The sequence below is a fragment of the Enterobacter sp. ECC-019 genome, from assembly GCF_043974075.1.
Taxonomy (GTDB): domain Bacteria; phylum Pseudomonadota; class Gammaproteobacteria; order Enterobacterales; family Enterobacteriaceae; genus Enterobacter; species Enterobacter asburiae_D.
Window position 1 is genome coordinate 3,415,267 of the sequence record NZ_CP143759.1, and the last position, 19,398, is coordinate 3,434,664.

Sequence of the window (19,398 nt, forward strand, 5' to 3'; positions counted from 1 at the left end):
CCTTACACATTCCGGTTGTCGTTTAGCGTCAGACTCTGCTTAAGCGCGCTCCAGCGCACCTCGTCCTCTTCGGTGAATGCTCTGAGTGCCGAAAGGGTAAAAATCATCAGTACCGGTTTGCCCGGCGTCTGAATGGCCAGCTGTTTTTGCCACAGGCGCTGGCCGTTACGGTCAAAGGTGGTTTCAACTTCCAGCCCGTTAATTTTTCCGTCAGGCCCGGCCTTTACGTTCCGGAATTCACTCTGGGCAATTTCGCCCATCTGAGGACGCAGCACATCCCACTGGCGGTGAAACTCTTGTTCATAGTTGCTGCCATCCGGGATAACGCCGCGACTGACCACCACGGACAGCCCGCTTTCGTCATCGCGAATAATGTTCATGCTGTTATCCTGCCAGGCAGCAGGAAAAAGGGAAAACGAACCTTCCTGGAGGGTGTATTTCATAAGTGAACTCGGGATGATTAATATGGTGAGAAACAAGAAGGCCAATCCATGCTGGCCCTTTGGCTGGCTGTTTTATTATTTAAGCCACTGGCCTGACTGTTCGACTAAAACATGGCTGCCTTTGCTGACAACCATTTTCGCGGGTGCATACGTCACGGTGTAAACGGTTTCGCCATTCTTGTACGTTGAGCCGATTATTTTACCTGCGGAGTCGTGCAACGTTTTTCCCCTTAAGGAGATCGTACTGTTATCGCTTTTGCGCACGCCGAGATAAACCATCTGGTCACATTCGCTATCAAAATGACCGCACGTGTTTATCAGCGAAATAGCGAACTTTTCGGTGTTGAGCTTTCTGGTTTCAGCGCTATGAACCGATGCGGCTTTACGTAACGTATAACGCTGCGGAGCATAATAATTTCCTTTTTGAGGAGGAGTAACTAAACGCCATTCCATTTCACTCCCCTTTATTTCCAGCACAGCCCGTCCGCCTACGCCGCCAAACGATGAGTTGAACTCAACGTTGGCACGATTGCCAGCGATCGTACCGCTAAGATTATGCTCATCATCTTCCGGGCAATCTATGCGGTTTCCTCTTTGGGAGATATAGCAATAAGATCCGGTGATACGGTTGCCTGATTCAGCTAACCGCAGGGTTAACGTCGAGTCGTTCTCGAATTCGCCAGCCCAGTCCCCGTCAAATGCGAGGCCTGATTGGCTGTTCGCTGCAAAATGCATCGTATTGAATCTGGCGGCCCATTGCTGAATATCGGCATGAATAACCGGGCTATTATCTGAAGACTGGTAATGAATAACGTCCGACTCCGGAACCACCCAGGCCGCAAAGATTTTGCCATCAGGATTGATGACGAGTGCTGACGCGTTCTCCTGGTAGAGATCCTTTAGCCAGCCTTCAACAAACAACCCGCCACCTGTGGTGGTGTGTGGTTCACCGAAGACATCAAAGTTATCCATAAAGGTCTGGTAATGATTCCCCAGCGTCTTCCTGAGATTGTCTGTCACTTCGTTATCGTTAACGATGCGACTTACCGTATCGAGATTATTGTATTGCGATAATTCGAGCGCAGATGACGTTTCAACGACGCCTGTCAATAAAGCGGTGAACAATACGACTGCAAGATATTTTTTGGTCATAAATTACTCTGAAAAACCATTGTTGTAATTCATATTTATTTTCACAACCTTACTGTCTTTAATCTCGAAAGAGAGCACTTTTTTACCCAACTCATAGGAAACCCACTGTGTTCCAGAATCATTTTCGACCAGGCCATCGCCGTATGCGTTGTTCAACACTCTTGTTGTTGACCCCACATGGACACCACGCGGCGTTGAACTATCTGCGGCAGTAAGCGTGATCTGCGAAACGATATAATCATCAACGCTTCTTTCCGCTTTATCCCACCAGAGATTGGAACTGAATATTTCTAACCCAGCCTTTTGATGCTGGAAGAACTTATATTGGGCTCCATCAAAAGGAACCTCACCGGTAAAACTGCCTTCCACCGGCATTTCAATTTTACGGGCAATATCAGGAGTCCATCTGTCGCCCAGGCCGACAGTCTGGTCTTTGACCTTGACGGAAAAATCCGTTTTTGTCAGAACGGGCGGCATAGCTTTAGCCAAAACCATATTGCTGCTCAGACAGGTAAACATCAGGGCAGAACAAAGAAATGTCAGAGTGTGTTTTTTCACGTTAATTGTCATTTAATGAATGCGTATTGCGCTTCTCCCCACTGGAAAAACCGCCAGGACATGGGAACATGTGTTTCTTATTCGGCGCTAATAACAACTGAACCCAGACAGTCAGGTTTTTTCACGGTGAAACTGAAGCTCACCTTTTGTCCATTCATATCTTTTGGCGCAGTAAAACTGGTCACTTCATTCTCAGAGCGGCCTCGAGGATAGTCAGTTAACACCAGTTGCGGATAGCGCTTTTTAACGGTATCAAGCGTTATGCATTGACCTGATGGTGAAAAACTCAGTAAAGGCGCCGTGCCGCCGTTATCTTTGCTGAAACGTAAACTAATTGCGGTAATGATCGTCCCATCCGCGAGTTTGATATCGTCGGCATTGTAGAAATTGATATATTCATTTTGCCTGGTCAACTTAAACGATAACGGCGCATTACTAAGGGTGGTAACGGATAACGTCTTAAGCGATGCACTCATCCCGGAAATAAACATCCAAAGATCCTTTTTCTGCGCGTCTCCTCCAGCCATTCCCGCCGTTAGTAACGCAATAAGCACCGCACCTGCTTTACTCATCTTTGGCCGTAAATTTCGCCTGCACCGCCGCATCAATATCCCCTTTATGCCCGGAGCCCGGCGCCGTTGTGCCCGGCTTGGTGCCAGAGGTATTCAGATGCAGCTTACCGCCCGTGGTGATATAACCATCCCCTTCCACGAAGAAGTTAAACTCTTTGCCGATCAGGTTAATCTTGCCGTTAGCATTCAGCTCAATGGCGCTTTCACCTGAGACCAGCCGCAGTTTCGTCCCGGAAGCAATGACAAACTGCTCCACCGCCGCATCCAGCTTGCCTTTCCCCGTCAGGATCTCGGTTCCACCTTTCACGGCCTGGGTTTGATTCGCTTCCACACGATGCAGTTCGTTTTTCTTCACATAATGGCTGTGCTCGCCGCCTACGCTGTGCGTTTCATCATTCTTAACGCTGGTGTCCATGTTGCGCTCGGCCTGGATCCACACCTGCTCCGCGCCCGCCTTGTCCTCAAAGCGCAGGGCGTTGGCGTTGTCCGCGGAGCCCCCCTTAGAGCGGCTCATAAAGCCCATCTGCGTCGCCGCTGCCGGCAGCGCCCACGGCGGCATGCTCGCGTCGTTGTACACGCGACCGGTAATAATCGGACGGTCCGGGTCGCCGTTGATAAAGTCCACCACCACCTCATCGCCGACGCGCGGGATCTGCACTCCGCCGTAGCCCTGGCCCGCCCACGCGCTCGACACGCGCACCCAGCAGGAGCTGGTGTCATCCCCCTTCGCCAGACGGTCCCAGTGGAACTTCACCTTCACGCGACCGTATTTGTCCGTCCAGATACTCTCGCCGTTCGGGCCCACCACTTTCGCGGTCTGCGGGCCGTAGGTGCGCGGCCACGCCGTGGTCTGCGCCGGACGGTACACCACCGCCGACGGGATCACCGTGAAATCGGTGCGGTGAATGGTCTCCCCCTCGCCGCTGGCGTAGCGGTTTTCTTCGAGGTGGTAACCCGCCGCCGTCACCAGATACTCACCGTTGTCGCTGAAGAACGGCGCGTTGGTTAACGTGAAGGTGTGTCCTGGCGCAATCCCCGCCGCCGTGGCGGTGGCCTGAATCTGCTGATGCTCAACCTGCCAGCGTTCCTGACGGATACGGGCGTAGAACTCCCCGTGCCCTTTATCCACAAAGCGACCCGGCCAGTCGTACACGTCGATGCTGCCCGGCTTCGGCGACGCCGGGTTCTGCTGGGCCTGGAACAGCCACGCGTTCGGCTTGCGGAAGTCATAGTCGTCGAGGCTGTAAATCCCCGGCGTCACGCTGTCCTCCAGCGCCCACTGGCTGATGCCCTCTTCGTCCGTACTGCCGCCTGACGGCGTCTGGTGATACGGAATCACCTCATAGCCGCTGAACGGCTGATGCTGCGTGGCGGCGTCGGTGAGCACCAGGGTGTGTTTGTCCGCCTCATGGCGGAAGTGATACGCAATCCCCTCCAGCTCCATCAGGCGGCTGATGAAGTCCAGGCTCGACTCCTGATACTGCACGCAGTAGTCCCACACCCGGTAGCTGCCGGTGAGTTTATCCTCAACGTTGACCTGATGCTCACCCAGCAGGGTTTTCACAATCTGCGGTACCGTCTGGCCCTGGAAGATTCGCAGGTTACGGTCGCGCTTCATCGGCCACAGGTCCGGCTCCACCGTCAGCTGGTAGACCGCGTAGCGGGTGCCCGTCAGCTCAACGGCGCTGACCGCCACACGGGTAATCTTGCCGTTAATATAGCGGGACGTCAGCAGATCCTGCGTCGGGATGGTCACCGTGACCGGCTGGCCCAGCAGCTTGCTGCGGTCGATGCGCGCGTCCGTGCCGAGCACGGTCAGCGTCAGCGCGAACGACTCGGACATCGCCTCGCGGCCCGTCAGTTTCCAGAACAGAAGCCCCTCCACCGGGAGCTGAACGGTAATTCGGTTAAGCATAATCTTTATTCCACTATGGACGAATCTCAGTGCCAGAAGTTAACTCATCTCAATATGCAAAGCGGAAACGCCGTTGATGTGATAATGAGTAGCTGTAAGATTGACTTCGCTTGCCACAAAATAAAACTACTTTTCCTGTAGTTTCATTGAGATAAACAGTTATAAGAAGGTGTCTTCGGGGGCTCTATCGAACAATTCACCAGCCATTTTGGCGATACGTTCATGTTGTACAAGATTGTTTTTCCAATCCTGCGGAATACCGGAATAACCATATAATGCTCCAGCTATTTGCCCCGCCGTCGCCGCAACGCTGTCAGCGTCATCGGCAAGATTGGCGGCCAGTAGAATTGCATCTCGGAAATTATCCGTATTCCATACCGACCACATCGCTGCCTCAAGCGTATCGATAACATAACCACTTGAACGAATCTGATCGCGAGTTTTTTGCTTATATTCACCCGCGTTGATAATCATTACGCGTGGCTGAAGCGGCATAACGTGCGGAGAAAAAACAAAATCTTTATTGCTACCGTTAATCATATGCACAAGCAAATAACCTAAATACTGTGTGCTATTTATAGCTTCCGCGGCACCGTGTGTTGCGATACTCTGTTTTTTAGCTTCATATAACGCTTTGCTTAATGACTTTCTAAAAAAAATAGAGACAGGGGCTTGTCTGATAATGGAAGCATTACCTGCAGTTTCTGCCGCAGTATTGCCGCTCCATCCTGGGCCAATTGTTAAATATTGCTCTAAAGCAAATCGCGTTGTATTACCTATATCAAAACAGACGCCATTTGAACTGTTATAACCATGCTGATACCATGCCAAAAGCTTATTCCTGAAGCATATAGTATCAGCATCACCTTTCTCAAGAAGCATTTCCGCAAGACATAATGCCATGGATGTATCATCCGTCCATTCGCCTGCGCGAAGTCGAAATGGCCCACCACCTGTCATATCTTTGACGTGTGCTTTGTCACGAGGTAAAAATTCGAGCGTCGTCCCTACAGCATCTCCAACAGCAAGACCAATAAGCGCACCAACAGCACGATCTCGCGATTCCGCTAGTGAGATGTTACATGATGGTGTTAAGTCCCATTGTTTTTGTGCATCGCAATCAAAAGATGATTCTAATAGATTATCATTATATTTATACTGCATCTTCTGCTGGACTGAACGACTGCTAACAGGTAAGTACTTACGATATCTATCTACATATTTAAACAATATACTCAAATTAGCATGTAAATCAATCACCATTCACCCATGACAATATATATTTAATATCAAAACCTAAAATTCATTAGGATATTTCATTTTAAGATTTTGTTGCTTCATTCTGTAATTGGCATCAACCTCATGCGGCAGCCTAACCTTTAATCCTCGGCGGATTTGATCAACAATAAACCAGGCATCCGACAACCTTTCAAAAAACAACTCATCCGAATTATCAAACTCTTTCGCTGCATACATACCGAACGTCATTTTCCATAATTTCGCCTTATCCTTTTCCTTGCCCTCGATTAAATCCCGTAGAAATAATAATTGTTGCACAATAGAGTCGTACATTTGTAAAAGCGGGGAGTTGGGATTAAGTTTTTTGACCTCAGCATATCTCTTTTTTGCTAAAGCCAATGCTTTTTCAACATAATCCAAGACTGTTATTTCATTCATTATATTGAGTTAAATTATTAGATGAGAATACGTCTATTATACACTACCACTTCCACTTCCACTTCCACTACCACTACCACTACCACTTCCACTTCCACTTCCACTTCCACTTCCACTTCCACTTCCACTTCCACTTCCACTTCCACTTCCACTTCCACTTCCACTTCCACTTCCACTTCCACTTCCACTTCCACTTTGTAATATTAACCATCGCCTTTTATTTAAGAAAGTAATAGAAGCAAGAAGACAAATTAAAAACCACCTTTTATCAATGAGTGATTATCATTAAGAATGGCACGCTACAACAGCCGTGCCATAGGGATCATACAATTATAAAAAATTGTCCTCAGGTGCTCTATCGAATAACTCACCTGCCATTGTGGCGATACGTTCATGTTGCACGAGTTTATTTTTCCACTCCAGGGGAATACCGGAATGTAGGATTTTGTTCTAATCGATGATTAATTGCATCAATAGCATCATTGATATAATCCAACGAGGTGTAATTTTCTTTACTCATGAGTCACCTTAAATACTGCCTTGACGGTGGTCTGAATCTTCGGATGCTCCACTTCCACCTGTTACGCAGCATAGTGCGTGCCCGCTCGCTCAACGGCACCGTTCGCCACGTGGATAGTCTTGCCGTTAACATAGCGGGACGTCAGTTTTCAGAACAGAATATCCACTCCCGCGATCTGAACGATAGTTCAGCTGAGCATGATTTTTTATTCCACGATGATCGAATCTCAGTGCCTGAAGTTAACTAATCATCAAAACGAGGGCGGTTATGGTGTTGTTTCTGTGAAACAAAAATAAAACCACATTTCTGTAGTTTTATTTAGATGGCCATAAATTAACTTTGTCAGGTCATAGTTTTTCTATGCGAAACGTAGAAAGAATGATTTCCATGCATCGTTTATTGGCTTCGTAATAATAATCCCGATGATTACGACGAGGCCCAACCACCTCAACGTAACACCACAAATCATTAATTTTAAAGATACGCATATCGTAATAAGCCCTGATATTCTCAGCAGCACTGACTACCTCTCCCGTACAGCTATAAAGATCGCCTGTAAACGTGAGATTAATATCATTTGGGATGCTGGCAATGTCAGACGTCGTAAGAGAGACCGCACTATCGTGGCGGTTAAAGCGCGCAGTTGCTTCATCGAAAATAGCCTGCGCAGAGGGATAATCAGCCTGACGGAAAAGACAGAAGTTAATCACTCCATGGTTGACATTACCTATCGTGTGTTCAATTACCAGACGATTATCATCCAGCGTACGCACCTGCCATGAATCCGGAATTTTAAATCCACTGTCATTTTTGTTGCTAAGGCTGACTGTTTTCAACAGTTCTGAAAGCATCATATTGCTGCGATGCATTAAATCCCAGTTGATCGCAATCAGGAAAATAGTATCGGCAATCGAGTTGTAATCCTTCGACGCACAAGCCGTTTTCAAAAGGAAGTAATTCCCTCCACCATTTACAGGATTATAATCCTTCTGCACCGTATACCGTGAAACGACCTCATCACCCGATGGCATCGTTTTAATGGTCAGGATATCCGCAAACTTCCCGCTTCCTGAGGGATGCGTAATTATCCTCTGGCTCAGTACTTTCTCACCCATTAAATCGAGCTTATTGATAAGCCAGTCTGACGCATTCATCTCCCACTGGCAGTGTTCATATGCAGCCCAGACTTCAATATAGGGGCCGGTGTCATCGGCGATGTATCGTCCGATGTTCGTCAGCCCAACCTCCTGAAACGTAACCGGCTTTAACTCTGCTGGCTTAACATTCTGTGGTAACAGTAGCCAGTAATGAAACATCTCTTTTTCTGCAGACGTATAGAGACATTTCCAGAATTTATCCCGAATCTCTTTTTCCTGATCCTTTATCTCGAGAGGAAAAAGATATTTTTTTTCAGTAACCATAATGCAACCTCATTCGTCGCGCTTACTTAAGCCATAAACCTGAAAACATAAGAAAGCTTCCGAGGGTAATTAAGCTTTTAGCAAAGATAAGTAAGCCGGGCGCCACGGCACGTGTCATAGACGATAATTTTTCATAATTTTCCGCGTTGTATCTTTTGTGCCCCCCCATAATCCCGGAAAATAGCGTGCAGAGCAGCACTACCGTGACCTTTAATCCCCAGACGCACAGGAAAGACATGGATAAGATGATCGAATAATGTTTGGCCGTTGCGACGGAAAATAATGACATTGACTGAGCAAGCCATTTCAACGTAAAGCCAATGACGACTGTAGCCACTAACACCAGAATGAACATCAACCCCGCCAGGAGCCATTGTTTTTTGTTGAATAAATCTTTTCCATTCCAGATTAGCGCTAGCGTCCAAATCATAAAGACGATAAAGAAAAACCAATGCATCACAACGTTCCCCATTTACACATTTTAATCTCCTATCAGGACTGTAACACAGCCCGTCTTAATCACACCATCGCCACTGCCCGCCGCTGGAGAAGGCTTACTTTCATCATCGTCATAAATCCAGTCAAGGATCGGTTTGAGAGCAAATTTGATACTGGCATCCCCTCCCAGACCGAGCGCCACTGCAAGCTCACCTGACACCTTGAGGTTAAATGAATAATCCGTGCTATCAATCCAGGTTCCCACGCCTGCAGAAGCGCCAGCGCTCCCTGCACTCCCTGAAAGTTTGCCATCGGCAACGACTACGCCATAAAAATCGGCTTTTGCCGTCGCTTCTCCTTTGACCGCCGCGGCTTCTGCGCCAAGTTCAACATTAAAACCATAACGCCCTTTATTACCGTCGTACATTTCACTGACGGCCTTCGCTTCAGCGGTTGCCAGGTAAACGTCCCCACCAACCCCGCCGTATTGCTCCCCTTCTTTTCCAATGCTTCCCGAGGCGCCATATTGTATCGCGGTGGCGTTAGCATTGAGGTTAATAGCCCCGTAATCGGCCCGATCGGTCACTAACGTGCCGCTGGCATTCGCCACCCCTACTTTTGTACGCACCTCGCCTTTATATTTATCCTGGCTTTTTGTATTCCCGACCGTGATATCGGCAAGCGCGAATCCGGCTGAAGCCGTATCGGGTTTTCCAAAGCCGGATTTATCTTCCAGACTTGCATAGGCGCCGAGCACGCGGGCGTCGTAAACATCACCATGTATAGCACCATCTTTACCCGCATTCTTCGCCGCCGTTCCTCCCCAATATTGTGGAGGTGCGGGTTGAGGGGTTGCGACCGCAGGGGTTGCTGAGGTATTGCAACCCGTCTTGTCACCTTCCCTGGCGAGAGGTAAGCCGTTCACAAAAACCGTTGTTGAACCGCTGAGAATACTTCCCTGACCATGTTGAGAGCATGAAAGCGGGTCGCCTTTTCGTGCCGCCGGAAAGCCGCCAATAATGACGTTGGGACTTCCACTTTGAATTGGGCCAGTATGTGCGCTGGAATCAATGCGCGCTCTGGCGGCTGGTTTTCCCATAATAGCGTTCTCTGTACGCAGATTAACTGTTAACTTTTACAATCGCGCCCTTAATATCGGTAAGGTTAGTTCCCGTTATACTCACCGTATCATTTGCCTTGAGCTCGGTATTAATACCATCACCCAGTTTTGTAAGCTCATCACCTTTGAAGATGGCTTGTTCCACAGCCTCTGCTTTGAGGTTGCCTTCGCCAACGTGAATCTCAATGGTATCCTGGGCGATCAGAATATAGTTGTCTTTAACTTTAAGTTTAATCGTGGTGACAGATTCCAGCAGCGCGTTACCTTCTTTATCCATGGTCAAGACGGTTTGATCTTTCCCAACGTTTATAACGTGCTTGTTACCAATATTATGCGTTTCATTATTCCCTACCTCTGACTTCAGGTTACGCTTAATTGTAATATTTTCATCCTGTCCGATGGTTTTTCTACGATCGACACCGACATCATGGGTTTCAGAATTTTCAATATCCGTATCCATATTTTTCTCTGCATGGATCCAGATCTGCTCGTGCCCGGCTTTATCTTCAAAACGGAGAATATTGGCATTGTCTTTATGGCCATCTTTGCTGCGGCTATAAAAGCCCATCTGCGTCGCCGCTGCCGGCAGCGCCCACGGCGGCATGCTCGCGTCGTTGTACACGCGACCGGTAATAATAGGACGGTCCGGATCGCCGTTGATAAAATCCACCACCACCTCATCGCCGACGCGCGGGATTTGCACCCCGCCGTAGCCCTGGCCTGCCCACGCGCTCGACACGCGCACCCAGCAGGAGCTGGTGTCATCACCCTTCGCCAGGCGGTCCCAGTGGAATTTCACCTTCACGCGACCATATTTGTCCGTCCAGATACTCTCACCGTTCGGGCCCACCACTTTCGCGGTCTGCGGGCCGTAGGTGCGCGGCCACGCCGTGGTCTGCGCCGGACGGTACACCACCGCCGACGGGATCACCGTGAAATCGGTACGGTGAATGGTCTCCCCCTCGCCGCTGGCATAGCGGTTCTCTTCGAGGTGGTAACCCGCCGCCGTCACCAGATACTCACCGTTGTCGCTGAAGAACGGCGCGTTGGTTAACGTGAAGGTGTGCCCCGGCGCAATCCCCGCCGCCGTGGCGGTGGCCTGAATCTGCTGATGCTCAACCTGCCAGCGCTCCTGACGGATACGGGCGTAGAACTCCCCGTGCCCTTTATCCACAAAGCGACCCGGCCAGTCGTACACGTCAATGCTGCCCGGCTTCGGCGACGCCGGGTTCTGCTGGGCCTGGAACAGCCAAGCGTTCGGCTTGCGGAAGTCATAGTCGTCGAGGCTGTAAATCCCCGGCGTCACGCTGTCCTCCAGCGCCCACTGGCTGATGCCCTCTTCGTCCGTACTGCCGCCTGACGGCGTCTGGTGATACGGAATGACCTCATAGCCGCTGAACGGCTGATGCTGCGTGGCGGCGTCGGTGAGCACCAGGGTGTGTTTATCCGCCTCATGGCGGAAGTGATACGCAATCCCCTCCAGCTCCATCAGGCGGCTGATGAAGTCCAGGCTCGACTCCTGATACTGCACGCAGTAGTCCCACACCCGGTAGCTGCCGGTGAGTTTATCCTCAACGTTGACCTGATGCTCACCCAGCAGGGTTTTCACAATCTGCGGTACCGTCTGCCCCTGGAAGATTCGCAGGTTACGGTCGCGCTTCATCGGCCACAGGTCCGGCTCCACCGTCAGCTGGTACACCGCATAGCGGGTGCCCGTCAGCTCAACGGCGCTGACCGCCACGCGGGTAACCTTGCCGTTAATATAGCGGGACGTCAGCAGATTCTGCGTCGGGATGGTCACCGTGACCGGCTGGCCCAGCAGCTTGCTGCGGTCGATGCGCGCGTCCGTGCCGAGCACGGTCAGCGTCAGCGCGAACGACTCGGACATCGCCTCGCGGCCCGTCAGTTTCCAGAACAGAAGCCCCTCCACCGGGAGCTGAACGGTAATTCGGTTGAGCATAATCTTTATTCCATCTAGCTTATGCGATGCAGAAAAGAGGTCCGCATCTGTGATAAAGCGTCATTCAAGAAAGGGGCTTTTCCCTCTTGTTCATCCAAAAAACAAGAGAGTAGATTTTCAGTGTCTCTGATGTGACAAATAATCCTCCATTCAACCAGATGTTTGAGATATCAAACATACTTACTAAAAGCGGGAAAAATGAGACCGAACATCTGAATGAAATCAAGCGAAATAGTTCCTGAGCAAGGGCGAATTTAACCGCCCCGTTCTTTCGCTTGAAGAATAACCAGGCCGAAGCAAACAAAGAGAGTAATAAAAGTAAGTCAAGCGCAAAAAAAAGCATGACCCAAATGCTGAAACCATCACCTGCGTAATAATGCAACGAAGCACTAAACGCTTTTGCGTCAGAAATAAATGGAATTCCACATCTTCGCTTCGTCTAACTCTCCGATGTCGGAGAAAAAAAGGCCCGGTTGTTTTTCACTGAGGGTGGTCAATTAAGACCACCGCTCCTGAGCCTATTGAGCATTTAATTCTAATGAGATTTTGTACGTAAAGAGGAGAAACAATCATCGAACACCTTTGGAATAAGTCCCAGGCCTCAAAGATCGTACGTTCCTACGGATTCACCAGCCAGGTGCCCGGCTTGGTGATATCCAGCGTCTGGCCACGCGTTCTTCCGTTGCCCTGCAGTTCAATCTTCACTTCACCGGCTGGCAGCTTGAGCGATGCATAGCCGTTGGTCGCCGGACGCAGCGCTTTTGGCTCGCCGTTCACTTTCAGTGTTTCACCGTCGAGGATGCGGATATAGACCAACGCAACAGGGCTCTCGACAGGCGGTGGAGTCTGTTGTGCCGTCGCCTGCTCGCTCACCTTCGCCGTTTCCGGCTTCACGTCTGGCGTGTTCGCGGCGGTTTCAGCCGGGCGCGTCTCTGCCGGTGCCTGTGCAGCCTGCTCAGGTGCATCGTTACCGCCGCTGAACAGCATTGCCCCGGCGACAATACCCACCAGCACGCCAGCGGCAACCATGCCAGGGATCTTGTAGCGGCGCCAGTCGAGCAGCGAAGCCGGTTTTTCGTCTTCGACCGGAACCAGCATCGTACCGGGCTTTTTCGCCGTCAGCACGTCGTTGATCCCGGCGACCGGCATCTCTATCAGCGCGGCGAACTCGTCGATTGACTGCGGACGGTCCTCCATGTGCAGCGCCAGCGCGCGGTCGATGGCCTGCAGCAGCGGAATGGAATAGCCCTGCGGCATGATTTCCACCAGCGGTTTGCAGGTATCCTGAATAGAGCGCACCACGCTGACCGGCGGCGGAGAACCCACAATCAGGGTACGCAGCACCGCGCCCAGGGCGTAAATATCCGTCCACGGGCCCTGCTCGCTTTCGTTGTCGTCGGTGTACTGCTCAATCGGCGCAAAGCCAGGGCGCAGCATGGTTTCCGTTTCGTCGGAGAGGTTACCGATGGTGCGGCGCGCGGAGCCGAAATCAAGCAGCACCGGCAGGCCGTTATCCTGGATCTGAATGTTATCCAGAGAGATGTCGCGGTGCAGGTAGCCTTCGTTGTGGATGGTCTTGATCGCACCGAACAGCATCGGTAGCGTGCGGCGGATCCAGGCTTCATTGATCAGCTCTGGTTTTTGTTCGCGCAGGCGCGAAAGCGTGGTGCCGCTGTAAAAAAGCGTCCCCATGTAGGCCGTGTCGTTTTGCACCCAGAAACGCAGGACGTGCAGCAGGTTCGGGTGGTTAAAGCGCGCCAGCAGACGGGCTTCCTGAATAAAGCTGTTCAGGCCTGCGGAAAACGCTTTGCCAAAGCGCTCGCTGCGCAGCACCAGGGTCATGTCGTCGCCGCGCACGGCGAGCGAGGAAGGCATAAATTCTTTGATAGCAATAGTACGTTCGAGCTGGTGATCCCACGCGCGATAGACGATGCCAAAACCGCCGCCGCCGATCACCTCTTTGATTTCAAACTCGTTGAAGCGGTACCCGACCGGGAGCGCGTTTGGGACAGTCCGATTGTTATCATTATCCGTCATCTTTTACAGTTCTCTTGATGATTATTACGCGGCAAACTGACAGTGAAACTCGCCCTGCTCGCAGGTGACGTGCAGACGTCGGTACTGCTCGTCGCTGCGGCTGGCAGTAAGTAAGATCTGGCTCATCTGAGGCAGCAAGGTATTAGTCAGAATAGCGTCCACCATGCGGCCGCCGGACTCCACCTCGGTACAGCGCTGAACAATCTGTTCCACCACGCTGTCGTCAAACTCAGAAATAATGCTGTGATTCTCTTCCAGACGACGCTGGATGCGCTTGAGCTGCAGGCGAACAATCAGCCCCAGCATCTCGTCGCTGAGCGGGTAGTACGGCACTACCAGCAGGCGGCCCAGCAGCGCTGGCGGGAATACCTCCAGCAGCGGCTGGCGAAGAGCCCCGCTTAACGCCTCAGGCTCCGGCATCAGCTCCGGATCGGCGCACATGGCGCTAATCAGGTCGGTGCCAACGTTAGACGTCAGAATAATTATGGTGTTACGGAAATCAATGTGACGCCCCTCGCCGTCTTCCATCCAGCCCTTATCAAAGACCTGGAAGAAGATTTCGTGGACGTCCGGGTGCGCTTTTTCAATTTCGTCCAGCAGCACCACGCTATACGGGCGGCGGCGCACGGCCTCGGTTAACACGCCGCCTTCACCATACCCTACGTAACCCGGAGGCGCACCTTTTAAGGTAGAAACGGTGTGCGCTTCCTGGAACTCACTCATGTTGATGGTGATAACGTTCTGCTCGCCGCCGTACAGGGATTCCGCGAGCGCCAGCGCGGTTTCGGTTTTACCGACCCCGGACGGGCCGCACAGCATAAAGACGCCCACCGGTTTGTTGGGATCGTCGAGCTTCGCCCGCGAGGTTTTCACGCGGCGGGCAATAAGATCCAGACCGTGACGCTGGCCGATAACGCGCTGGTTCAGCGTGTCGGCGAGGTTGAGTACCGCGTCGATCTCGTTTTTCACCATCCGGCCCAGCGGGATCCCGGTCCAGTCAGAGACCACCGCGGCAACCACGTTTTCATCCACAGCTGCAAACAGCAGCGGTTCATCGCCCTGTAAGGCGTTCAGCGCCTGCTGCTGTTCCGCCAGTTGGCCGCGCAGCTCGGCGCTATCTTCATCGCCCGCCGCGAACAGCGCCGCGCGCAGGCGAATAATCTCCTGCACCAGGCTGCGTTCTTCTTCCCAGCGCCGGGCCAGGGCTTCGCGTTTTGTTTCATACGCGTCGCGTTCGATGCGTAACGTCGCTACGCGCTCAGCATCACCTGCACCGACGCGCGCTTCGCGTTCAGCGATCTCAATCTCCACGTCCAGCGCGGCAAGATGGCGCAGGCAGTCTTCGAGCTGCGCAGGCGGCGCGCTCTGGCTAACCGCGACGCGGGCGCAGGCGGTGTCGAGCAGCGCAACGGCTTTGTCCGGCAGCTGGCGCGCCGGGATATAGCGATGGGACAGCTTCACCGCTGCGCTGACCGCTTCGTCAAGCAGCAGGACCTGATGGTGCGTCTCCAGCGGCGAGACGGTGCTGCGCAACATCAGGACGGCTTTAGCTTCGTCCGGCTCGTGCACCTGCACCGTCTGGAAGCGACGGGTCAGCGCCGGATCCTTCTCAATATACTTTTTGTATTCCGCCCAGGTGGTCGCGCCGATGGTTCGCAGCTGCCCGCGCGCCAGCGCGGGCTTTAGGAGGTTGGCGGCATCGCCGGTACCCTGCTGCCCACCCGCACCGATCAGGGTGTGGATCTCATCGATGAACAAAATTATCGGCGTCGCGCTGGACTGAACTTCATTGATTAAGGCCTGAAGACGCGCTTCAAACTCGCCCTTCATCCCAGCGCCAGCCTGCAGCATACCGATATCCAGCAGCCAGAGCTGAATGTTTTGCAGCGGCTCCGGGACGTCGCCGTCGGCGATACGCAGCGCCAGCCCTTCAACGACGGCAGTTTTGCCGACCCCGGCTTCCCCGGTCAGCAGCGGGTTGTTCTGGCGGCGACGCATCAGGATATCCACCATCTGGCGGATCTCCTCGTCGCGCCCGACAACCGGGTCAATCTTCCCTTCGCGAGCGCGGGCGGTCAGGTCCTGACCGTACTGGGCCAGCGTCCCCTGTGCAGCCGGTACCGCACCCGCAGGTGCGTCGGCAGCGGCAGCGGCCTGCTGCGTCTCTTTGCTGTTGGCGCAGATGGTATCGAACTGCTCAATCAATACCTCGACGTTAAGGCGGGTGAACTGCGCCGAGATGCTTTTCAGCAGGTTGGCCAGGTTCCACGTTTTAAGCATGCCGATCAGCAAATGGCCGCCGCGAATACGGCTGACGCCAAACTTCAGCGAGCCGAAGACCCAGGCGCGCTCCACGGCGCTGTCGATGTGTTCGGAGAGATCGGAAACTGAACTCGCCCCGCGCGGCAGGACATCCAGCGCCGCCACGATATCGCGCGTCAGCTGCTGTTCATCAAGGGCAAAGTGGCGGATGACCTGCTGCAGATCGCCATCCTGCTGCTGCATCAGCTGATGCAGCCAGTGCACCAGCTCAACATAAGGGTTGCCGCGCAGCTTGCAGAACGCGGTGGCGCTTTCCAGAGAGGTAAATAACAGCGTATCCAGTTTGCCGAAAAGCACGGCACGGCTAATTTCTGACATGTTCGGTTCCATTGATAACAATGCGTTAGAAAAATTATCGCTCTGCGCAATACACCAGATCGCCACGCGGGACAGGCTGCGGCTGAAGGCCAAGCCAGGTGTTATAGCCTAATCGCCCATTGCTGCCGAGCGTGGTGCCCTGCACCGCGTCTTCACGCAGGATCACCCGCGTTTCCCATTCAAACTCCACCCCGGCGTACTGACGCACCCAGTCGCGCAGCTCGGTGACCCACGCTTCACCCGGCAGAAAGCGGTTGTACTCCTCCGCGCTCAGCGGGCCAATGTCGATGCGAAACTTATGCTGCACATCGCGGACGGCGATACCGAGAAAAGCAGACTCACCCATGCGCGGCATGCGGCGTCCTGCTCCCAGCTGCGCCTGCTCGCGCGTGGAAAGCGGCATCCACTGCGGCACGTTGCTCACCAGTTTGACCGGCGCTTTAAAATAGTTGCGCAGGATTTTCTCCAGCCCCTCCGGATCCCGCCCGTGACGGGTCAGGTGTCCGGCGTGGGCAAAACGGGCATGCGAGCTCAGGCTGCCTTTGTTCATCTGACCCGGCTGCCCCATGCCAATCAGCGACGCCAGGTAGCCCTCAAAGCGCCTGTTATCGGCGCGATCCAGAGAGACGGCCGGTTGCGCATCCGCCCAGGCGCGGTAAAACAGCAGCGCAAGGCGGTGATGGAATAGATCGGCAAACGCGCTGAGGCTGGTGTCCTGATGATGATAAATACGCTCGCGGGCGTATTCGGTCATGTGGACCGGCAGCGGGCCGTTCGGGCCAAACAGGCCGAAGCTGAGGATAGACACCTCATGCAGCCCGCTTTCCTCCCGCTGGCGGACCTGAGCCAGCGTCGACGGCGCAAAACTCATCGACGGCTGCTGGCCGATGCGCAGCGGCTCAAATTTCGGCAACGGCGCGCGTCCCAGCGGGTAGCGCTCGCCGCCCTGAGCATCAATGCGTCTTAACAGCTGAAACAGATCGTAGCGCCAGGGCGTCTCGCGGACCCCGCTCCAGAAAGCATCCGGCAGCCGGGTCAGGCGATGTACGCGCAGCGGTGCAGCTGTGTCACTCATATCAGCGCCCTTTTACCCATGCGCGGTGCCCAGTAGCCAATCTCGCCGCGCTGCTGACTTTTCAGGGTGAACTCCGTAAAGCTGTTGATGGACACCAGACGGGCAAAGAGTCGTTCCATTACGCTGCCGAAGAGCCACGGACTGGCGCCGGAAAAGGCTCGCTCATCGACAGTCAGGGTAATGCCGATCCCGCGGGCGAAAACAACCGGGCCGGGCTCAGGCACCCGGCGGTGTACCGGCTCCAGCACACAGTGGCGTACCCCCTCCACCTGACGCGCAACGGGTGTTTCGGCCAGGTTGGCGTACAGCCCTAACAGCTGGCGCAGCGCGGCCGCACCGTCTTCGTTTTCGCTGTCCATCAGGCTGAGGTAGTTCATCTGCAGCTGGCTGATGAGCCGCCAGGTGCTGAACCCTTCGGCCAGCGCCGGACGCGGCGGCGTCGGGCCTTTACGCAGCGTGAGGGATTTCACCGGCATGGAATCGGCCATAATGAACTGCCCGAGCTCCTGCTGCAGCATCAGTGGCAGATCTCGGCTGGTGCAGAGCACCTCGGCAGAGATATAGCGCAGGTTTTCCTGCCACGGCGCGTGTTGTTCATCCACCAGCGAGACGAAGACCTCAGAGCCAATATAGCCGGTACGGGTGCCGTAGCGCAGCGCGTGCTCGGAGAGCACGCGCTGTTCGCGGCGCAGAGAAAAATAGGCCCCGTAGTTGCCCGCATCGCCGCTCCAGGTGCTCCAGAAAGGACGAAACGTCTGGTCATCACGCTGACCGTCCGCGCTGCCATAGATTTTTTTGACCGCGTAAATTTCATAATCCAGCGGACGGATGTTATCCACCACCAGATGGTATTCATGCTGGCCTTCATTCAGCTTCTGACGCGCCGCGACCTTAGGGAACAGGTTGATGACCGGCGTACAGTGCAGCGCCAGATGGCTGGCATCGACCACGCGCTCCAGCTGTTCATCCGACTTATCCAGCAGAATGAAGATGTCGAAAGCTTTTTCGCCTTCACAGCGCTGGATAAGCGTGCTCAGGCCGCTGAGGCTAATGAAGCGGAAACGGGCCGGGAACGCGAAATACTCCTGCAGCAGGCGGTAACCGTCAAAGTTGCGCAGATCGTCCGGAAGCAGCGCCTGGTCAGGCTCAAAGCCCTCCTGGCGCAGCGCGTCAGACGCCAGCAGCTGTCGCTGCGGCTGCGGGCTGACCGCCTGACAGACGATCCCGACGTGGTGCTCCATCACCAACTCCAGCAGCTTCAGCGCTTCAATATCCGGACCGCCGAGGAAAAATTCCAGACGGTCGAAATCCAGGTGCCCGAGGTTTTGCGGGCCGTCGCAGGCGATGCGGATCCGTAGAGCGCTTTTGATCCCCTGCTGGCTCAGCCCCAGCTGCGCGAGCGGCAGATCGGCGGGCACGCCGCCCAGCTCGACCTTGTCGATTTTCAGCGGCAGCAGGTTGACCTCGTGCGCCGTGGTATAGCTGCAGGTCACGCCGGTTTTTTTCAGCGCCAGGCTGTCCATCATGGTACCGCGCGGCACAATGAAGCCCTTGCTCAGGTCGCCCCGGCTGCTGTCGGGCTCAATCTCCGCGATCGCCATTGACGGCGTGGGCGCGAGATAGTTAGGCGCAATCATCTCCAGCAGACGCTGGGAGAAGCGCGGAAACTCCGCGTCCATTTTCATCTGCACGCGGGAGGTCAGGAAGGCGAAGCCCTCCATCAGACGTTCGGTATACGGGTCCGCCACTTCGATGCCGCGCATGCCCAGCCGTCCGGCAACCTTAGGGTAGCGTTCGGCAAACTCGGCCCCCATTTCGCGCAGATAGGCCAGCTCACGGTTGTAATATTCGAGCAGTTTACTTTCCATGA

The 19,398-nt window shown here is 53.7% G+C and carries 16 protein-coding genes and 1 pseudogene; all 17 read right to left on the reverse strand.

The genetic code is table 11. The annotated features are described in order from the left end of the window. Positions 1-2 precede the first annotated feature (2 nt). The 17 genes and pseudogenes from V1566_RS16225 to tssF all read right to left on the reverse strand — a co-directional run bounded on the left by V1566_RS16225 (position 3) and on the right by tssF (position 19,396). Positions 3-443: a DcrB-related protein gene (locus V1566_RS16225; RefSeq protein WP_159514385.1), complete on the reverse strand. Its 441-nt coding sequence runs from the start codon at positions 441-443 to the stop codon at positions 3-5. A gap of 75 nt (positions 444-518) precedes the next feature. Beyond that, positions 519-1,595, reverse strand: a complete 1,077-nt coding sequence (locus V1566_RS16230) for a hypothetical protein (RefSeq protein ID WP_395303982.1) — start codon at positions 1,593-1,595, stop codon at positions 519-521. A 3-nt stretch (positions 1,596-1,598) separates the two neighbouring features. Further along, complete coding sequence (locus V1566_RS16235) at positions 1,599-2,153, reverse strand: hypothetical protein (RefSeq protein ID WP_395303983.1); 555 nt, start codon at positions 2,151-2,153, stop codon at positions 1,599-1,601. A 77-nt stretch (positions 2,154-2,230) separates the two neighbouring features. After that, positions 2,231-2,725, reverse strand: a complete 495-nt coding sequence (locus tag V1566_RS16240) for a hypothetical protein (protein ID WP_395303984.1) — start codon at positions 2,723-2,725, stop codon at positions 2,231-2,233. Further along, positions 2,718-4,640: a type VI secretion system Vgr family protein gene (locus V1566_RS16245; RefSeq protein ID WP_395303985.1), complete on the reverse strand. Its 1,923-nt coding sequence runs from the start codon at positions 4,638-4,640 to the stop codon at positions 2,718-2,720. Before V1566_RS16245 ends, V1566_RS16240 begins: the two co-directional genes overlap by 8 nt. A gap of 159 nt (positions 4,641-4,799) precedes the next feature. Next, positions 4,800-5,900, reverse strand: a complete 1,101-nt coding sequence (tri1, locus tag V1566_RS16250; RefSeq protein WP_395306006.1) for an ADP-ribosylarginine hydrolase Tri1 — start codon at positions 5,898-5,900, stop codon at positions 4,800-4,802. Positions 5,901-5,936: 36 nt separating this feature from the next. Further along, positions 5,937-6,317, reverse strand: coding sequence for an immunity protein Tsi6 family protein (locus tag V1566_RS16255; protein ID WP_395303986.1), 381 nt, complete (start codon positions 6,315-6,317; stop codon positions 5,937-5,939). 17 nt (positions 6,318-6,334) lie between these two features. Beyond that, a complete protein-coding gene (locus V1566_RS16260) occupies positions 6,335-6,511 on the reverse strand; it encodes a hypothetical protein (protein WP_395303987.1) in 177 nt (58 codons plus the stop codon). 136 nt (positions 6,512-6,647) lie between these two features. Next, a pseudogene (locus V1566_RS16265) lies at positions 6,648-6,755 on the reverse strand (ADP-ribosylglycohydrolase family protein); the annotation flags it as partial. 429 nt (positions 6,756-7,184) lie between these two features. Then, positions 7,185-8,258, reverse strand: a complete 1,074-nt coding sequence (locus V1566_RS16270) for a hypothetical protein (protein ID WP_395303988.1) — start codon at positions 8,256-8,258, stop codon at positions 7,185-7,187. A gap of 22 nt (positions 8,259-8,280) precedes the next feature. Further along, on the reverse strand, positions 8,281-8,715 hold the full coding sequence (locus tag V1566_RS16275) for a hypothetical protein (protein ID WP_395306007.1): 435 nt from the start codon (positions 8,713-8,715) through the stop codon (positions 8,281-8,283). 24 nt (positions 8,716-8,739) lie between these two features. Next, entirely contained in the window at positions 8,740-9,795 is a 1,056-nt protein-coding gene (locus tag V1566_RS16280) for a PAAR domain-containing protein (RefSeq protein WP_395303989.1), read from the reverse strand. Between the two features lie 22 nt (positions 9,796-9,817). Then, on the reverse strand, positions 9,818-11,776 hold the full coding sequence (locus V1566_RS16285) for a type VI secretion system Vgr family protein (protein WP_395303990.1): 1,959 nt from the start codon (positions 11,774-11,776) through the stop codon (positions 9,818-9,820). Between the two features lie 618 nt (positions 11,777-12,394). Beyond that, the gene (locus V1566_RS16290; RefSeq protein WP_395303991.1) at positions 12,395-13,813 is read right to left on the reverse strand and encodes a serine/threonine protein kinase; all 1,419 of its coding nucleotides are present in this window, start codon (positions 13,811-13,813) and stop codon (positions 12,395-12,397) included. 24 nt (positions 13,814-13,837) lie between these two features. Then, positions 13,838-16,453, reverse strand: coding sequence for a type VI secretion system ATPase TssH (gene tssH / locus V1566_RS16295; protein WP_395303992.1), 2,616 nt, complete (start codon positions 16,451-16,453; stop codon positions 13,838-13,840). Positions 16,454-16,487: 34 nt separating this feature from the next. Next, positions 16,488-17,528 carry a type VI secretion system baseplate subunit TssG gene (gene tssG / locus V1566_RS16300; RefSeq protein ID WP_395303993.1) on the reverse strand — a complete coding sequence of 347 codons (1,041 nt, stop codon included), beginning with the start codon at positions 17,526-17,528 and terminating at the stop codon, positions 16,488-16,490. Next, positions 17,525-19,396, reverse strand: a complete 1,872-nt coding sequence (tssF, locus tag V1566_RS16305) for a type VI secretion system baseplate subunit TssF (RefSeq protein ID WP_395303994.1) — start codon at positions 19,394-19,396, stop codon at positions 17,525-17,527. The genes tssG and tssF overlap by 4 nt, the downstream gene beginning before the upstream one ends. Positions 19,397-19,398 lie beyond the last annotated feature (2 nt).